This window comes from Lacticaseibacillus casei DSM 20011 = JCM 1134 = ATCC 393 (assembly GCF_000829055.1).
Taxonomy (GTDB): Bacteria; Bacillota; Bacilli; order Lactobacillales; family Lactobacillaceae; genus Lacticaseibacillus; species Lacticaseibacillus casei.
This window is the reverse complement of sequence record NZ_AP012544.1, coordinates 1,494,235-1,512,344: the sequence shown is the minus strand read 5'-3', so window position 1 is coordinate 1,512,344 and position 18,110 is coordinate 1,494,235. Positions and strand designations below refer to the sequence as shown.

14 protein-coding genes are annotated in these 18,110 nt (G+C 48.4%); all 14 read left to right on the top strand.

Annotation, left to right across the window (positions count from 1 at the left end; genetic code table 11):
* The first annotated feature begins 51 nt into the window (after positions 1-51).
* Positions 52-4,386 (top strand): PolC-type DNA polymerase III, encoded by a 4,335-nt coding sequence (locus LBCZ_RS07475; RefSeq protein WP_025012465.1) that lies wholly within the window; start codon positions 52-54, stop codon positions 4,384-4,386.
* Positions 4,387-4,638: 252 nt separating this feature from the next.
* Positions 4,639-5,118 (top strand): ribosome maturation factor RimP, encoded by a 480-nt coding sequence (gene rimP, locus LBCZ_RS07470; protein WP_025012466.1) that lies wholly within the window; start codon positions 4,639-4,641, stop codon positions 5,116-5,118.
* Between the two features lie 16 nt (positions 5,119-5,134).
* Positions 5,135-6,346 (top strand): transcription termination factor NusA, encoded by a 1,212-nt coding sequence (gene nusA / locus LBCZ_RS07465; RefSeq protein WP_025012467.1) that lies wholly within the window; start codon positions 5,135-5,137, stop codon positions 6,344-6,346.
* Positions 6,347-6,357: 11 nt separating this feature from the next.
* The gene (rnpM, locus tag LBCZ_RS07460) at positions 6,358-6,651 is read left to right on the top strand and encodes an RNase P modulator RnpM (protein ID WP_010488102.1); all 294 of its coding nucleotides are present in this window, start codon (positions 6,358-6,360) and stop codon (positions 6,649-6,651) included.
* Positions 6,652-6,653: 2 nt separating this feature from the next.
* The gene (locus LBCZ_RS07455; protein ID WP_025012468.1) at positions 6,654-6,953 is read left to right on the top strand and encodes a YlxQ-related RNA-binding protein; all 300 of its coding nucleotides are present in this window, start codon (positions 6,654-6,656) and stop codon (positions 6,951-6,953) included.
* A gap of 20 nt (positions 6,954-6,973) precedes the next feature.
* Positions 6,974-9,757, top strand: coding sequence for a translation initiation factor IF-2 (gene infB / locus LBCZ_RS07450; RefSeq protein WP_025012469.1), 2,784 nt, complete (start codon positions 6,974-6,976; stop codon positions 9,755-9,757).
* 203 nt (positions 9,758-9,960) lie between these two features.
* Positions 9,961-10,314 carry a 30S ribosome-binding factor RbfA gene (gene rbfA, locus LBCZ_RS07445; protein ID WP_003565780.1) on the top strand — a complete coding sequence of 118 codons (354 nt, stop codon included), beginning with the start codon at positions 9,961-9,963 and terminating at the stop codon, positions 10,312-10,314.
* A gap of 127 nt (positions 10,315-10,441) precedes the next feature.
* The gene (locus tag LBCZ_RS07440) at positions 10,442-11,233 is read left to right on the top strand and encodes a TerC family protein (RefSeq protein WP_025012470.1); all 792 of its coding nucleotides are present in this window, start codon (positions 10,442-10,444) and stop codon (positions 11,231-11,233) included.
* A gap of 54 nt (positions 11,234-11,287) precedes the next feature.
* Positions 11,288-12,196, top strand: coding sequence for a tRNA pseudouridine(55) synthase TruB (gene truB, locus LBCZ_RS07435; protein ID WP_039639072.1), 909 nt, complete (start codon positions 11,288-11,290; stop codon positions 12,194-12,196).
* A gap of 5 nt (positions 12,197-12,201) precedes the next feature.
* Positions 12,202-13,146: a riboflavin biosynthesis protein RibF gene (gene ribF, locus LBCZ_RS07430; protein ID WP_025012471.1), complete on the top strand. Its 945-nt coding sequence runs from the start codon at positions 12,202-12,204 to the stop codon at positions 13,144-13,146.
* Between the two features lies 1 nt (position 13,147).
* Positions 13,148-14,293 carry a radical SAM family heme chaperone HemW gene (hemW, locus tag LBCZ_RS07425; protein WP_025012472.1) on the top strand — a complete coding sequence of 382 codons (1,146 nt, stop codon included), beginning with the start codon at positions 13,148-13,150 and terminating at the stop codon, positions 14,291-14,293.
* A 157-nt stretch (positions 14,294-14,450) separates the two neighbouring features.
* The gene (gene hrcA, locus LBCZ_RS07420; protein WP_025012473.1) at positions 14,451-15,497 is read left to right on the top strand and encodes a heat-inducible transcriptional repressor HrcA; all 1,047 of its coding nucleotides are present in this window, start codon (positions 14,451-14,453) and stop codon (positions 15,495-15,497) included.
* A 67-nt stretch (positions 15,498-15,564) separates the two neighbouring features.
* Positions 15,565-16,158 carry a nucleotide exchange factor GrpE gene (gene grpE / locus LBCZ_RS07415; protein ID WP_025012474.1) on the top strand — a complete coding sequence of 198 codons (594 nt, stop codon included), beginning with the start codon at positions 15,565-15,567 and terminating at the stop codon, positions 16,156-16,158.
* Positions 16,159-16,188: 30 nt separating this feature from the next.
* A complete protein-coding gene (gene dnaK, locus LBCZ_RS07410; protein WP_039639070.1) occupies positions 16,189-18,057 on the top strand; it encodes a molecular chaperone DnaK in 1,869 nt (622 codons plus the stop codon).
* Positions 18,058-18,110 lie beyond the last annotated feature (53 nt).

Sequence of the window (18,110 nt, the reverse complement as noted above, 5' to 3'; positions counted from 1 at the left end):
CACCACGCGGCGGGTTGTCCCAGTTTCTGCCATCTAAGAGGGGTGCACAATTTGGCTTTATCCCAACATGAGATGTTTGAAAAATTACTGGATCAACTTGATTTGCCAGCGGATGTCAAAAATGATCCGGCGCTGGCAGAAGGTGTGGTCCAAGGCGTGACCATCCACGAGCAATCGCAACGGTATGACTTTACGCTGGGATTCCCTGCGATTCTGCCGTTTCAGATTTTTAATCCACTGGCGACGCAACTGCCGCTTGCGTTTAAACAAATTGCCAAAACTAACTTGACCATTGCGGTGGCTCATCCGGTTTTAACCGATGAATTGCTGGCTCAATATTGGCGATTTGTCGTGCAAAATGCGGAAATCGGTACCGGGATCGTGCGGGAGTTGTGTGAAAAGCAGGTTCCGACCTTGGTCAATGGTCGTGCGGTGATCACCGCGGAAAACGAACAGGTTCGCCAATACTTGATTCATCAAGGCTTAAGCAAGCTTGAGGAAACCTATCAGCAAGTCGGATTCACCGGCTTGCGGATGCAGGCAGACGTTGATGAAGAGCAGGCTGCTCAGTCAGTGGCCGCCTTCGAAGCCCAAAAAGCCGCCCAAACGGCCAAAATGGCGCAGGCCGCGGCCGAAGTGGTTAAACGCCAAGCCGCCAAGCAGAAACAAGAAAGCACTGATGGCCCAGTTCAAATGGGTCGTCAGCTAAAAATGAGTGACCCGCCACAGCAGATGGTGACCATCACACAAGAGGAGCGGTCGGTTACCGTTGAAGGCTATGTTTTTGATGTGGAAGTGCGTGAGTTACGTTCCAAACGGCAATTATTAATCTTTAAGATCACGGATTATAGTTCAAGCTTCATCGCCAAGAAGTTTAGTAATGGCGCTGATGATGAGGCGATGTTTGCCCGAATTCAGAAGGGCCAGTGGCTGCGCGTACGGGGCAGTGTTCAAGAAGACAATTATTCCCGTGAATTGACGATTAATGCCCAGGATATTCAAACTGTTTCACACCCCGATCCGACTGATGACGTGGACGGTGAAAAACGGGTGGAACTCCATTTGCATACTAACATGAGTCAAATGGATGCAACGAATTCGATCACCGATTTTGTTAACCGCGCAAAAGAATGGGGTCATAAAGCCATTGCTGTGACAGATCACGCCGGCTTGCAGGCGTACCCAGAAGCACACACAGCGGCAGATAAAGCCGGATTAAAAATGCTATACGGCGTTGAAATTAACCTAGTTGACGATGGCACACCTGTCGCTTATCGTGCAAACGAACCCCGCGACCTTGCCGATTCCGAATATGTCGTCTTTGACGTTGAAACAACCGGATTATCAGCGGTCTATGACAAGGTCATTGAATTGGCCGCAGTTAAGATGAAAGATGGCCAAGTGATTGATCAATTTGAAGAAATGATCGATCCCGGTTTTCCATTGTCGGAATTGACGATTAATCTGACGCATATCACAGATGACATGGTTCATGGCTCGAAGTCGGAAGAAGAAGTCTTCAAACTTTTCCAGCAATTTTGTGACGGGGCCATTATGGTTGGCCACAATGTGACGTTTGACGTGGGCTTCCTGGATAACGGGTATGAACGCCACGGACTACCGGACATCGAGAATCCTGTTATTGATACGCTGGAATTGTCGCGCATGCTGCATCCGGAACGCAAGAATCATAAGCTCGATACGTTGGCTAAGCTATATAAGGTCAGTCTGGGACACCACCATCGCGCCAACGCCGACGCCGAGGCAACCGGTTATTTGCTTTACGCGTTGGAAAAGGAAGCAGCCAAGCTTTATGGCATGACCAAGCTTAATCAGCTGAATGATCGGGTTGGAGCGGGCGATGCTTACAAGGCTGCCCGACCGAGTCATGCCGTGGTTTTGGCTAAGACGCAGGCGGGATTGAAGAATCTGTTCAAGCTGGTTTCACTTTCCAATGTTAAATATTTCTACCGCGTACCACGGGTGCCACGCAGTCAGTTGCAAAAATTGCGTGAAGGTTTGCTTGTCGGATCGGCCTGCTCCAATGGTGAAGTTTTCACGGCAATGATGCAAAAAGGGGAAGCCGAGGCCCGGGAAAAGGCTGCTTTCTATGATTATCTTGAAATCCAACCATTACCGGTCTATCAGCCCTTGTTGGAAGCAGATTTGATCAAAGGCGAATCGCATCTAAAGGATATTTTGCAAAAAATCATCAAAATCGGCGAAGACATGGAGAAGCCTGTGGTGGTCACCGGGGATGCTCATTACCTTGATGAACACGATGCCATTTATCGCAAAATTCTGATTCATAGCCAAGGCGGTGCCAACCCGTTGAATCGTCACAGTCTGCCTGATGTGCATTTTCGCTCAACTCGGGAAATGCTGGATGATTTTGACTGGCTAGGTGCTGAAAAGGCCAAAGAGTTGGTTGTGACCAACTCCAATCTGATTGCGGACTGGATTGACGATGACATTTCGCCAGTCAAAACCAAACTCTATACGCCTGATGTGCCTGGTGTGGAAGATAAACTCAAGCATGATGTCATGACCACCGCTCATGAATTGTATGGTGATCCTTTGCCGGAAATCGTCGAACATCGGCTGGACAAAGAGTTAAAAAGTATCATTGGTAACGGATTCTCGGTCATCTACAACATTGCCCAACGACTGGTTTTAAAGTCGAACAAGGACGGATACTTGGTTGGTTCGCGAGGATCGGTTGGTTCTAGTCTGGCGGCGACGATGGCGGGCATCACTGAGGTCAATCCGCTGCCGCCGCATTATCGCTGCCCTAAGTGTCAATACAGTGAATTCTTTACGCATGGCGAAGTCGGGTCCGGTTTTGACTTACCTGATAAGGTCTGCCCGAAGTGTGGCGCTGAGCTGCACAAAGACGGTCACGACATTCCTTTCGAAACCTTCCTCGGGTTCCACGGCGATAAGGTGCCGGATATTGATTTGAACTTTTCCGGTGATTATCAACCGATCGCCCATAACTATATCAAGGTCATGTTTGGTGAGGATCACAGTTTCCGGGCCGGAACAATCGGTACGGTTGCTGACAAAACGGCTTATGGTTATGTCAAAGCTTATGAACGTGACACTGGCCAGCAACTGCGCGGAGCCGAAATCGATCGGCTGGCACAAGGCGATACGGGGGTTAAACGGACAACCGGGCAACATCCTGCCGGCATTCTAATCGTCCCGGCTGATATGGATATTTACGACTTTACCCCGATCCAGTATCCGGCTGACGATCAAAACGCCGCCTGGATGACGACCCACTTTGATTTCCATTCGATTCATGACAACATTTTGAAAATGGATGTGCTGGGCCATGATGATCCGACCATGATCCGCATGTTGCAAGATTTATCCGGAGTTGAGCCGAAGTCAATTCCGACTGATGACCCTGGTGTGATGGCGCTTTTCTCTGGCACTGAAAGTCTCGGGGTTACCCCTGAACAGATCAACTCGAAAATGGGCACACTGGGCATTCCTGAATTCGGTACTCGGTTTGTCCGCGGCATGCTCGAAGAAACCAAACCGACAACCTTCAGCGAATTACTTCAAATCTCCGGTCTTTCACATGGTACCGACGTGTGGTTAGGTAATGCCGAGGAATTGATCAAGCAGGGCATTGTCACGTTAAAAGAAGTCATCGGCTGTCGTGACAACATCATGATGGACTTGATTCATTGGGGCATGGATGACTCGATGGCTTTTAAGATTATGGAACACGTACGTAAAGGGCGCGGGATTCCGGATGATTGGCAAAAAACCATGCGGGAAAATGAAAATGTGCCGGACTGGTACATCGATTCCTGCTTGAAGATCAAGTATATGTTCCCGAAGGCCCATGCTACGGCTTATATTTTGATGGCGTTACGAATTGCCTGGTTCAAGGTTCATTATCCGCTGGTGTACTACACGGCTTACTTCTCCGTGCGTGCGGAAGACTTTGACCTGGCCGCGATGAGCCACGGCAAAGAAGCGGTTAAGGCCGCCATGAAGGAAATCACTGACAAAGGGATGGATGCTTCGACGAAAGAGAAGCAACTCCTGACCGTGCTGGAGATTGCCAACGAATGTCTGGAACGCGGCTTCAAGATTAAAATGATTGATGTCACTAAGTCTGATTCGCATGATTTTCTGATTCAAGATGATCACACGATTCTGGCGCCGTTCCGTGCGGTTCCGGGGTTGGGCGATAACGTTGCGAAACAGATTGTTGCTGCCCGCGAAGAGAAACCGTTCCTGTCTAAAGAAGATCTTGCCAATCGTGGTAAAGTCTCCAAGACACTGATTGATTACATGACTACCAACCATGTGCTAGACGATTTACCAGACGAGAACCAACTCTCGCTTTTTGACGGATTATTTTAAATTGTCAGGCAATATGATGGTGGCATAACCTAAAAGTAGCAAAATCATGTGAAGTTGGTAGTGACGCTTACTACCACAACGGACTGCCTGTTTGCAAGTGGCGGCTATCTATGGTATTGTAGCAATAGTAAAGTAAGGTTCTGGCGGTGAGTGAGCAGCGATGCTCACTCTTTTTATTGGCGAACGTCATGATGTTTGTCTGGCAACCGTTAGAATCAAAAGTCTTGAGTGAACAATAAAGGAGGCGGTGGCTTGAGTACGCAATCGGTTGTTGAAACCGTGACCGCTTTGGTCAAACCGATTTTGGACGACCATCATTTTTACCTCACGGATGTCGAATTTGTGAAGGAAGGCGGCGGCTGGTACTTGCGGGTGTATATCGACAAGCCAGGTGGCATCACACTGGATGAATGTGTGTTGGTCAGCGAAGCTTTGTCCGAGAAACTGGACAGTATGGACCCGGATCCGATTCCGCAACAATACTTCCTTGAAGTGTCCAGTCCCGGTGCCGAGCGACCGTTGAAACGTGAGATGGATTATGAGCAGGCAGTCGGCGACTACATTCATGTCTCGCTATTCAAGAAGCTGGACGGTAAGAAAATCTTCGAAGGTACTTTGAAAGATCTGAAACCTGACCAGTTGACATTAACGGTTAAAGATAAAAGCCGCAAATTCGATCAGGTCATCGACCGAAAATTGATCGCTTCTGCACGGTTGGCGATCGAATTCTAGTGGAGGTAAGAAAAGCATGTCAAAGGAAATGATCCAAGCACTTGACGCCTTAGAGCAAGAAAAAGGCGTTAAGAAAGAGGTTGTGATCGAAGCTTTGGAAGCCGCACTGGTTTCCGCGTATAAGCGTAATTACAATCAGGCGCAAAATGTCGATGTGGAATTTGATCCTAAACAAGGCGACATCCATGTCTATGCTGTCAAAGAGGTAACTGATGAAGTTTTTGATTCGCGACTGGAAGTAAGCCTCAAGGAAGCTTTGGCAATCAATAAGGCTTACGAAATCGGCGACAAAATCAAATTCGAAGTCACCCCGAAGGACTTCGGACGAATCGCTGCCCAAACTGCCAAGCAGGTGATTATGCAGCGTGTGCGGGAAGCCGAACGCAGTATTGTCTATGATGAGTATTCTCAGTATGAAGATGAAATTTTACAAGGGGTCGTCGAGCGGCGCGATAATCGGTTCATCTACGTTAACTTAGGTAAGATCGAAGCCGTTTTAGGCCGCCAAGATCAGATGCCAAACGAGAAGTATGAGGCACACGATCGCATCAAGGTTTATGTGACCAAGGTCGAAAATACCAGCAAAGGCCCGCAAGTCTTCGTTAGTCGAACGCATCCGGGCTTGGTTAAACGCTTGTTTGAGCAAGAAGTTCCGGAGATTTTCGACGGTACGGTTGAAATTGTCAACATTGCGCGTGAACCTGGCGATCGGACGAAGATTGCGGTTCGGGCGACTAATGATGCTGTCGATGCTGTCGGCACAACGGTTGGCCCGCGCGGTGCTCGGGTGCAGGCGGTAGTCAATGAGTTGTCAGGCGAAAATATGGATGTTGTTCAATGGGAAGAAGATCCTGCCGATTACATCGCCAATGCCTTGAATCCGGCCCAGGTCATCGCGGTTCAGTTCAACGATGAAGATAATGACCGTTCGGCAACCGTGATCGTTCCTGATTATCAGCTGTCACTGGCCATCGGTAAAAAAGGTCAAAATGCGCGGCTTGCCGCAAAGTTGACTGGTTATAAGATCGATATTAAGCCAGAATCCGAAGTTGAATTCGTGGATGACGATGAGTTGTCAGAGGCGGAAGCTGAAGCAGCAGAGGCGTCAGATGATCAGGTCGACAACACCGAGGCAGCTAGCGATGAACCAACCGAAGCCGAACAATCGGATGACACATCCGAGGCAACACCGGTCACCCCAAACGCTGATGACCAGTCACAGGCATAAGGAGGCGAGCCATGAAAAAGCGTAAGATTCCAATGCGCAAGGACTTGCTAAGCAATACGATGATGCCCAAAAAAGAACTTGTTCGCATCGTTAAGAACAAGGAAAATGTTGTTGCAATCGATCCGACTGGCAAAGCAGCAGGACGGGGCGCATATGTAGCGTTGAATCCTGATGCTGTGAAACAGGCCAAGGGAAAGAAACTGATTGACGCAGCCTTCGGTATCACCATTGACCCGACCTTTTATGATGATCTTTTTGCTTATGTCGATCACCAAAAGGCGCGTCAGGAACTATTCGGCAAGTAACCATGCAAAAACAAGCCGTTTTGAATTTATTGGGATTGGCCCGCCGCGCCAGTCGCTTAACCACCGGTGACCAACTGGTGTTAGGAGTGATTCGTTCCGGTGATGCAAAGCTGGTGTTTGTCGCCAGTGATGCAAGTGCCAATACCCGCAAGAAGTTTTCCGATAAAAGCAGCTACTATAAAGTTCCTTTGGTGACAGTATTCTCCAAAATGGACTTATCACAGGCTATCGGTAGTGATCGTTCAATCATTGCCGTGGCAGATGCAGGCTTCGCCAAGAAGATGCAAGAGCTGCTCACCTAAATTGCAGGGAGCGTGAAGAAATGGGCAAAAAACGCGTTTATGAATTTGCCAAAGAAATGCACGTCGATAATAAAGACGTGATCGATATCGCCAAGAACTTGGGTATCGAAGTCAAGAATCACATGTCCTCGATCGATCAAGATCAGGAAGCAAAAATCAAAGGGGTGTTGAGCAAGTCTTCAGCAGCTAAAACACCTTCAACATCCGCGGCTGCTAAACCGACCAAGTCAGCAGCGTCTACAAGTGCTAAAGATAATCAGCATGCAGCTGCAGAAAAACCGACCCGGCATGAGCATAAGCCGGCACGGTCCAACAAAACTGCTGACGGTAAAATCATTTTAAGTAAGTCAACGATTTTGCGGCCACGGGGCACCCAGACAGCGCATAAGTCCGGGAATCACAACCGCGGTGGCGAGCAACCGGCAGCGGCTGCTAAGACAGGAAACCGGAACACCAATCGCAGCAACAATAACAACCGTTCTGCGAATAACAATCGGCCGAATGATCGCAATCGGCGCGATCGTAATCGCCGGTTTGACAACCAGCGTGTGACCGGCCCAATGCCACGTGCCGGCCGCCCGACCGCAGCTAACGGTAATCCGCGTCCGGTCGCCGGAAATGGCGGGAAATTCGTCAAGCCGGAATCCGAACGGAAACAGCCAAAGCGTCAACAAGAAGCTAAACCGGCTGTAGCGAGTAAACGTCCTGAACGCTCTGAATCGACTCGTGCAAAACAGCGGCCACAGACGGAACAACGGCCGCAACGGACAGAACAGCGTCCTCGCACCGAACAACCAGCTGCAAAAACCAATCAACGCTTTACAAAACCGGCTGCCGTTACGCCAGCTGCCAAACCAGCAACGGTCGGCAGTCAGGACAACCGCAATAGTCGGCGCGGTGGTGGGAATAACAACTTTGGTCGCGGCAACAGCTTTGGGAATCGCAACGGGTTTAACCGCAACAGCAACCGGCGCAACAAGAAGAACAAGCGCCGTCAGCAGAGCCAGCCGAAGAAGGAAATGCCACAGCGCAAAGAGCGGCCGTTACCAGAAGTCTTGAATTATGAAGTTGGGATGAATGCTCAGGAACTGGGCAAGATTCTTCATCGTGAACCAGCTGAATTAATCAAGAAACTGTTTATGTTGGGCGTGATGGTCAACCAGAACCAGAGTCTGGACAAAGATACCATCGAACTTTTGGCTACCGATTATGGTATTGACGCGAAGGAAAAGGTTCATGAAGACATTTCCGATTTGGACAAAGTGTTCGAAGAAGAAAACAAGAGCCAAGACAACTTGCAGCCACGGCCGCCAGTTGTGACGATCATGGGGCACGTTGACCATGGTAAAACAACCTTGCTGGACAAGTTACGGCATACGCACGTGACTGAAGGCGAAGCCGGTGGCATTACGCAGCATATTGGCGCGTATCAGGTTAAATTACGCGATCGGTTGATTACGTTCCTTGATACTCCGGGGCATGCGGCCTTCACCAACATGCGGGCGCGCGGTGCCGATATTACCGATATTGTTGTCCTTGTGGTTGCTGCTGACGATGGTGTGATGCCGCAAACGATTGAAGCGATTCATCACGCCCAGGCTGCCAAGGCGCCGATCATTGTGGCGGTCAACAAAATCGATAAACCAGGTGCTAATCCGGAACACGTCATGGAGCAATTGACCGAATATGGGCTGATTCCAGAAGACTGGGGCGGCGACACGATTTTTGTCAAAATCTCAGCTAAATTCGGTAAGAACATTGACGAATTATTGGAAATGATCTTACTGGAAGCGGATGTGCTCGAATTGAAGGCTAACCCTGATCAGCGAGCTGTCGGTACGGTCATCGAAGCACGTTTGGATAAAGGTAAGGGACCGGTTGCAACGGTTTTGGTTCAACAAGGGACCTTGCATACCGGCGATCCGATTGTTGTCGGAAATACCTTTGGCCGTGTACGTGCCATGACCAACGATCATGGTCGCCGGGTCAAGGATGCGTTGCCATCCATGCCAGTCGAAATTACTGGGCTTAACGACGTGCCTCAATCCGCTGATAAGTTCGTTGTCTTTGCGGATGAACGGACTGCACGGGCTGCCGGTGAAGAACGGGCAAAACGGGCTCAAGAAGAAGAACGTAAGAACACGACCCATGTCACTTTGGATAATCTGTTTGAAACAATGAAAGAGGGTCAACTCAAAGAAGTTGACGTCATCATTAAGGCGGATGTCCAAGGATCTGTTGAAGCTTTGGCAGGTAGTCTTGAGAAGATTGAAGTCAAAGGCGTTCGGGTCAACATTATCCACCAAGCAGTTGGTGCGATTAATGAAAGTGATGTGACACTGGCTGCAGCAAGTAATGCCATCATCATTGGCTTCAATGTTCGGCCGACAGCAATGGCTAAGGCGCAGGCGGAACAAGATGATGTTGATATTCGCTTGCACAGTGTCATCTACAAGGCAATCGAAGAAGTCGAGTCTGCGATGAAGGGTATGCTGGAGCCAACTTATGAAGAGAAGGTTATCGGTACGGTCACCGTTCGTGAAACGATTCCGGTTTCCAAAGTCGGCACGGTTGTCGGTGGTTACGTTGACTCCGGGTATATTACCCGCGATGCCGGCGTTCGCCTCATCCGTGATGGTATTGTCAAGTATGAAGGCAAACTTGGTTCACTTCGTCGGTTTAAAGATGATGTCAAGCAGGTTCGCCAAGGCTTTGAACTCGGGCTGACCATTGAGAATTATAATGATATTAAAGTCGGTGATCAGATCGAGGCCTTTACAATGGAAGAAGTACCGGTTAAGTAAACAGTGTACGGAAGTCATTTAAGGGAAAGGCGTTTGCTGGCTGTGAAAAGTTGACGAACGCTCCACCATAACGCGTTCGCCGGCGCAGAAGCCTGCGTGTAAGGACCTTGGTCGCAATGGCAAAGAGCGCCATCACGCCCAAGGCCACTTACACTTCGGCTTCTAAGCGCGCCGGCTCACGCTCAACAGGAGGTAATTCGCAGATGAAGCATCGTATCGGTCGAGTTGAGACTCAGATCCAACGTGAAGTTGATGATATCTTGTTAAAGGATGTTAACGATCCGCGGGTCAAAGGCGTGACGATTACCGGAGTCAAACTGACCGGTGATCTGCAACATGCCACCATTTTCTACAGTATTCTCGATGATGCACCTGATAAAGTCGAAGCAGCCCAAACCGGTTTGGATAAAGCCAGTGGACTGATTCGGCGTGAAGTCGGGCAGCGGATTCGGCTGTTCAAGGTGCCGGAAATCGAATTTGCTCAAGACAAATCCGTTCAGTATGGTGCCCGTATTGATCAGTTAATTAACGAAGTGCGGCGCAAGAATTTAGAATAGCGTTGTTCAACCAGAAAGGGTTCAGTCGCAAAGACTGGATCCTTTTTTGGTGCACCAATTTTCAATAACATCATCATGCAACGAGCAGTCTTCTTTTTCTCGCAATAGCCGCTTTAGCTTTCCTGGCTTGAACGGTATAATAATAAGCATTGAGAAGGGAAGAATCACGATCAAGTTTTTAGGGGCCTTATACGGACCATTCTTTTCTATCCACAACTGGCAGCTGGCTTTTTCGGTCAGTGGCTTAGTCACGATTTTTAGCTTAATCCTTTTAGAATGTATGCTCTCCGTTGATAATGCGGTTGTTCTCGCTGCCCAGACCGAACAGCTTAAGGCTGAGTCGGACCGTAAAAAGGCCTTGATGTATGGCATGGGTGGGGCGTATCTGTTTCGCTTCATTGCCATCGGACTGGGAACTTACTTATTACAGTTTTGGCCGATTAAGGCACTTGGCGCTTTGTATCTGGTATGGATGAGTGCCAGCTATTTTTATGCGGTTCGTCATCCTAAAAGTAGTACAGACAAAAAGGCTAAACGTGCCCATGGTTTATGGGGTACGGTTTTTCAAATTGAAAGCCTCGATATTGTTTTCTCGGTGGATTCAATCTTGGCAGCTTTGGCCGTCTCCAGTAATCCGGTCATTGTTTTAATCGGCGGTTGCTTGGGTATTTTGGCGATGCGGATCGTTGCCCAAGTGATCACGACCTTCATTGACCGGGTACCTGAATTGGAAACCGCGGCGTATGTCCTTGTTGGTCTCATTGCCATCAAGCTTGGATTGAGTTTGCCTATGATCAACGTTAAAACGCCGGACTGGCTCTTTTCGATTTCGGTCGTGCTGATTTTCATTTGGGCGGGATGGCGCCATGCGGTCCATGCCAAGCACCATCGCAGCATGTATACCAAGCCCAAAGCTTGATGAGATACAACAATTAACGTTTTTTAATTCCGAAAACTGAAAGGAGCCGAATTCATGAACGGCATTCTTCCGCTGTATAAACCGACCGGCATGACCAGTGCCGATGCCGTTTATCATGCACGCAAGCTTCTTCACATTAAAAAAATCGGTCATTCCGGCACGCTTGACCCAAACGTTGACGGTGTTTTGCCGCTCGCGATTGGCGCGGCAACCAAAGCTGTGCCCCAATTAATGGCCAGTGGCAAAATTTATACCGGCGAAATCACACTTGGCTTTGCAACGACCACTGAAGATCTTGATGGTGAGGTGGTGAAGCGAACGCCGCTGGTCGAGCCGGTCGCGGTGCTTGAACTGGATCAGGTGCTCACGCAATGGACAGGCGAGATTACCCAAGTACCGCCAATGTTTTCAGCAGTCAAAGTCAACGGCAGGCGACTGTATGAATATGCCCGGGCCGGCGAGACAGTTGAACGGCCAAAACGTCAGGTAACGGTAAAACGGTTTGAGCGAACCAGTGAACCGGTTTTCAATGCAACTCAAGGGATCCAACGTTTTCGTTTTGAGGCTGCGGTGTCTAAGGGGACCTATATCCGAACCTTGGCAGTTGATGTTGGCCAATCGCTAGGCGTCGCTGCGGTAATGAGCCAATTGACGCGGATTAAAAGCGGCGGCTTTACATTAGCCCAAGCGGTCAGTCTTGAAGCCTTGGGGCAACATATTGCTGACGGCACCTTAGCGTCAGTGATCCAACCGATTGATGTTGCGTTTGCTGAGTTGCCGAAAGTTGATTTGACAGACGACCAGTATGACGATGTCCGACACGGCCGATTTTTGACCCTTCAGTTGGATGGACCACGGGTTCGGCTACATTACGATGGCGTTTTGAAAGCCATTTATCGGTTCGAAAAACACCAGTATCGCCCGGATATTATGTTTTTAGCAAATGAGAAGAATGAGAGATAATTTTGATGGAAGTCATTGATATTCACCCGCCGTTGCAAGCATCAGCGGCGCCGCCACAGCCCATTGTTTTAACGCTGGGTTTCTTTGATGGCGTACATCGCGGTCATCAAGCCGTGATTAAAGCAGGAAAGCAAATTGCTTTAGCCCAAAAATTGCCGTTAGCCGTGATGACATTTGATATTCATCCGGCTGTTGTCTATCGCGGCGTTAGTAAAACAACGATTCAGTATCTGTCAACGCGTGACGAAAAGATTGATTTAATGCGGCAATTAGGCGTGGATTTGTTGTATTTTGTTCACTTTACACCAGAATTTGCTGCCTTATCGCCGCAAGCGTTTGTGGATCAGTATTTGGTGGGCCTGAAAGCCGATACAGTTGTGGCCGGTTTTGACTATACTTACGGTAAACGCGCGATTGCCAATATGGCGTTGTTGCCCGACTACGCGCATGGCAGGTTTGAAGTTGTTAGCGTACCTAAGTTGGCCGAAGATGGTGCAAAAGTCAGTTCGACCCGGATTCGTGATGCGTTGGATCAAGGTGATATAGATACGGCAAACGAGCTATTAGGGTACGCTTATTTAACGACTGGCAAAGTGGTGCATGGCGAAGCCCGTGGTCGAGAACTTGGCTTTCCGACCATTAATCTGGCAACATTAGGTCAGCAGTGGCTTCCTGGCATCGGGATTTATGCCGTGACGGTAAACGTGGATGGTACTTGGTATCTGGGGATGGCTTCGATTGGCCGCAATGTCACTTTTGGCAGTGATCGCGATGTGACGCTTGAGATTAATCTGCTCGATTTTAGCCGCATGATCTATGGCAAAACTGTCCAGGTTCGTTGGTACCACTATCTGCGCGGTGAAGTGAAATTTGCCAATGCAGAAGGCCTGATTACCCAATTAAAGAAAGATGAAACGGCAGTCCGTCAGTATTTCGCGAGGAAGGGTTAAAATGGCAGGCGCATATATTCATATTCCGTTTTGCGAACATATTTGTTACTACTGTGATTTCAATAAAGTCTTCATTGAAGGACAGCCGGTTGATGACTATGTTGCGATGTTGCTTAAAGAAATGCGAATGGTCATGGCTGAGCACCCTGATGAGAAAATCGAAACGGTGTATGTCGGCGGCGGGACACCTACAACTCTGACGCCTAAACAGTTGGCGAAACTTTGCCAGGGTATCCACGACATTTTACACTTCGATTCTGGTGAATTCACGTTTGAGGCGAATCCCAATGATTTGCTGACGACCGATAAGTTGCAGGTTTTACATGACTATGGCGTTAATCGGCTTTCGATCGGGGTCCAGTCTTTTAATGATGATGTTCTCAAACGGATCGGGCGGATTCATCGCGCCAAAGATGTGTATGCCGCGATTGCCAATGCCAGAAAAGTCGGGTTTGATAATCTGTCGATTGATTTGATTTTCCGATTACCTGATCAAAACCGGGACGACTTTTTAAATAGTCTACAAAAAGCCCTCGATTTAGATTTGCCGCATTATTCGACGTATTCACTTATTCTTGAACGGAAAACCATTTTTTATAATTTGATGCGCCAAGGCAAATTGCGCTCGCCAACGCAGGATGTCGAAGCCGATATGTACCAGGATGCCATTGATTTAATGGAAGCACATGGCAGACATCAATATGAAATCAGCAATTTTGCCAAAGATGGTTATCAATGCCAACACAATCTGCTTTACTGGCAAAATGACAAGTACTTCGGCTTTGGAGCTGGTGCGTTTGGTTATCTCGGTCGCGATCGGTATCACAATTATGGCCCGATCAAACAGTACCTAACGCCGCTTCACACCGATCATTTACCGGTTTTGGCTCATCATTTGGTTCCGGTTTCCGAACAAATTGAAGAAGAAATGTTCCTTGGCTTGCGAACCATGCGCGGCGTAAGTGAAAAACGCTTCTATCAGCGCTATCATCTGACCGTTGATGCCGTTTATGGCGAGACCGTACCTGAGTTGGAAAGCCAAGGCTTGTTACAGCGCGATGATGGCTTCATCCGGCTGACTAACAAGGGCAAGTTTTTAGGCAACGAAGTCTTTCAACAGTTTTTGCTTGACGAGCCGCTTATTTAAACGGCTCTTTTTTCTTGAAAAAATGGCCGCCACTGGCTAGAAACACCGAAAACACTGAAGATTTTAGCAAGCTCGCCTTGACTTTGCTAACGGTGCTTGGTATATTATTCAGTGTATTAGCACTCGTGCGAAACGAGTGCTAAGGTGAGGTGAGAAAATGTTGACGAAACGGCAAGTGCTCGTCTTAAAAGAAATCATCCGCCTGTTTACTGAAAGCGGAGAGCCGGTTGGTTCAAAGCGATTGATGCGCGAGCTGCCCATTCATGTCAGTTCCGCCACAATCCGTAATGATATGGCGTCGCTAGAAGATGCCGGTTTGATCACCAAGACCCACAGCAGTTCCGGGCGCGTACCGTCAACGCAAGGCTATCGTTATTATCTCGATCACCTTGTTGAACCGGTGCGTGTTTCGCATCAAGAACTGGCGACTATCAAGCAGGCATTTAGCCAGCGATACAATAAGATGGATGAGATTGTCGCGCAAAGTGCGCAAATTTTGTCCAATCTGACGAGTTACACGGCCATTAGCCTGGGACCTGAAGTAACCAATATCAAGCTGACAGGTTTTCGCCTTGTTCCATTAGGCAATCACCAAGTCATGGCGATTTTGGTCACGAATAACGGTAACATTGAAAACCAGGTCTTTACCGTATCGCAAAACATCTCATCCGATGAGCTCGAAAAGGCGATTCGAATTGTCAACGATCAACTCGTTGGACTACCATTAATTCAAGTTGCACAGCGGCTGAAAACCGATGTGCCTTCGATGTTAATGCAGTATCTGACCAGTCCTGAAGGCTTCTTGGATATCTTCGGCAACGTCTTGAAATCAGCTGCGTCCGAGCGCTTTTACGTTGGCGGGCGGTTGAATCTGATGGATTACCTAGGCGATTCCGATATCCATGAACTGAAAAAGATTGTGTCATTGATTGACGCTGATCACGGTGATCTGACGGAACTGCTTGGCGGACCGATTCGTCAAACGCCGGTTCAAGTACGTTTGGGGCCAGAGCTTAAGCCAATTGATTTGGCCAACCTCAGTTTAATCACCGCTAGCTACGATGTTGGTGACCACGGCACTGGAATGATCGCCTTGCTAGGACCGACGCAGATGCCTTATTCGAAAATGATCGGACTGCTGGATGTTTTCCGTGAAGAGCTGGCAAAACGGTTGACAGATTATTATGCCAACTTTGATCAATGAATATTAAAAAATATTTGCTAGCGTTGCTTCATGACGACTGGCAAATATGGTTTAAAGGGAGGATACCATGGCAGAGAAAAAAGCAAAGCAAACCGCGGCAGATACCGCCAAACAGGCAAAGCAACCTGCTGAAACGTCAGGATCTTCGCTTAAAGAAGAAATTCTGAAAGAAAGCATCGCTGATCTCAATGATCAACTGAAAACCAGCCAACACGAAGGTGAACAGTTGAAGAAAGAACGTGATGAATTTGAAGATAAATATCTGCGAGCAGCCGCGGAGATTCAAAACATGAATCATCGGTTCGAAAAAGAGCAACAGAAGATGCTGAAGTACGACGGCCAGAAGTTAGCAAAGGCGATTTTGCCAGTTGTCGATAATCTTGAACGTGCGCTTGCAACCGAGGCCAAAGATGATAGTGCTGCTTCACTGAAAAAAGGTGTCCAGATGGTTTATGACCATTTGGAGCGTGCTTTGAAGGAGAACGGCATCACTGCTATTGATGGCACCGGTGAAAAATTCGACCCGAATACCCAACAGGCTGTACAAACAGTCGCGGCTGATGACAAACACGCAGCTGATACTGTCGCTCAGGTCCTGCAAAAAGGGTATTATCTCAAAGATCGCGTTTTACGCCCTGCTATGGTCGTTGTTGCTAAATAATTAAACTGAAAATAAAGAAGGTATAACAATATGAGTAAAGTTATTGGTATTGACTTAGGAACCACCAACTCAGCTGTTGCGGTTTTGGAAGGCAATCAGCCAAAGATCATTACAAATCCTGAAGGCAATCGGACCACACCGTCTGTTGTTGCTTTTAAAGATGGTGAAATTCAAGTCGGTGAAGTTGCCAAGCGTCAGGCAATTACCAACCCGGATACGATTGTTTCGATTAAACGCCACATGGGCGAAGCCAACTACAAGGTTAAGGTTGGCGACAAGGAATACACCCCTCAGGAAATTTCTGCGATGATTCTGCAATACATCAAGAAATTTTCTGAAGACTATCTGGGCGAACCGGTTAAGGATGCCGTTATTACCGTGCCGGCTTACTTCAATGACAGCCAACGTCAAGCTACCAAGGATGCCGGTAAAATTGCCGGTTTGAATGTACAGCGGATCATCAACGAACCAACCGCCTCAGCACTGGCTTATGGCCTGGACAAAGGCGACAAGGATGAAAAGATTCTGGTTTATGACCTTGGCGGTGGGACGTTCGATGTTTCCATTCTGCAATTAGGTGACGGTGTCTTTGAAGTTCTGTCAACCAATGGCGATACCCATTTGGGCGGCGATGACTTTGATAACAAGATCATCGACTGGTTGGTTTCCGAATTCAAAAAGGACAACAACATTGACCTGTCCAAAGACAAGATGGCGATGCAACGCTTGAAGGATGCTGCTGAAAAGGCAAAGAAGGATCTGTCTGGCGTTACCCAGACCCAGATCAGTCTACCGTTTATCTCTGCTGGCCCTAATGGACCGTTGCACTTGGAACGCACTTTGACGCGTGCTCAGTTTGACGAAATGACCGCTGACTTGGTTGCCAAGACCAAGCAACCGGTTGAAAATGCGTTGAAGGATGCTAAGCTAACCAACGCTGACATCGACAAGGTTATCTTGAACGGTGGTTCTACACGAATTCCGGCGGTTCAGGAAGCCGTTAAAGAATGGACCGGCAAAGACCCTGATCACAGCATCAACCCTGATGAAGCCGTTGCTTTGGGTGCCGCTATCCAAGGTGGTGTCATTTCCGGTGATGTTAAGGATGTTGTTCTGTTGGATGTTACGCCGCTGTCCTTGGGTATTGAAACCATGGGTGGCGTCTTCACCAAGTTGATCGATCGTAACACAACCATCCCGACGTCCAAGAGTCAGGTCTTCTCAACTGCAGCTGATAACCAGCCGGCCGTTGACATTCACGTTCTGCAAGGTGAACGGCCAATGGCAGCGGATGACAAAACGCTTGGTCGCTTCGAATTGACGGATATTCCGCCGGCACCACGTGGGGTTCCGCAAATCGAAGTCAAGTTTGATATCGATAAGAACGGGATCGTTCAAGTTTCTGCCAAGGATCTCGGCACCGGCAAGTCACAGAACATCACCATTAAGAGTTCCAGTGGTTTGTCCGATGAAGAAATCGAACGCATGAAGAAGGAAGCCGAAGAAAACGCTGAAGCCGACAAAAAGCGTAAGGAAGAAGTCGACTTGAAGAACGATGTCGATCAGTTACTCTTCCAGACCGACAAGACACTCAAGGACGTTGACGGCAAGGTTCCTGAAGAAGATATCAAGAAAGTCAAGGATGCTCAGGAAGCTTTGAAGAAAGCGCAACAAGAAAACAACCTTGATGACATGAAGCAAAAGCGGGACGACTTGAACAAGCTGGTTCAGGACATGACCGTTAAGCTTTATGAAAACGCCCAGAAGAATCAGCAGGCACAAGGCGGCGCTGCGAGTGGTGCTGCAACCGGTGCAACGCAAGGCGGTACCGGCAAGAAGTCTGACGATGATACCATCAATGGCGATTACAAGGATGTTTCTGACGACGATAAGAAGTAAGGTCGCAGATCATCAGCAAAAAGCCGAAGCCGCGGCGCGGTTTTGGCTTTTTG

Excerpts from the sequence above, each read along its gene's own strand:
- LBCZ_RS07455 (WP_025012468.1), top strand. The coding sequence starts at position 6,654 with ATGCAAAAACAAGCCGTTTTGAATTTATTGGGATTGGCCCGCCGCGCC.
- rnpM (WP_010488102.1), top strand. The coding sequence starts at position 6,358 with ATGAAAAAGCGTAAGATTCCAATGCGCAAGGACTTGCTAAGCAATACG.
- ribF (WP_025012471.1), top strand. The coding sequence starts at position 12,202 with ATGGAAGTCATTGATATTCACCCGCCGTTGCAAGCATCAGCGGCGCCG.
- nusA (WP_025012467.1), top strand. The coding sequence starts at position 5,135 with ATGTCAAAGGAAATGATCCAAGCACTTGACGCCTTAGAGCAAGAAAAA.
- hrcA (WP_025012473.1), top strand. The coding sequence starts at position 14,451 with ATGTTGACGAAACGGCAAGTGCTCGTCTTAAAAGAAATCATCCGCCTG.
- infB (WP_025012469.1), top strand. The coding sequence starts at position 6,974 with ATGGGCAAAAAACGCGTTTATGAATTTGCCAAAGAAATGCACGTCGAT.
- hemW (WP_025012472.1), top strand. The coding sequence starts at position 13,148 with ATGGCAGGCGCATATATTCATATTCCGTTTTGCGAACATATTTGTTAC.
- grpE (WP_025012474.1), top strand. The coding sequence starts at position 15,565 with ATGGCAGAGAAAAAAGCAAAGCAAACCGCGGCAGATACCGCCAAACAG.
- rbfA (WP_003565780.1), top strand. The coding sequence starts at position 9,961 with ATGAAGCATCGTATCGGTCGAGTTGAGACTCAGATCCAACGTGAAGTT.
- dnaK (WP_039639070.1), top strand. The coding sequence starts at position 16,189 with ATGAGTAAAGTTATTGGTATTGACTTAGGAACCACCAACTCAGCTGTT.
- truB (WP_039639072.1), top strand. The coding sequence starts at position 11,288 with ATGAACGGCATTCTTCCGCTGTATAAACCGACCGGCATGACCAGTGCC.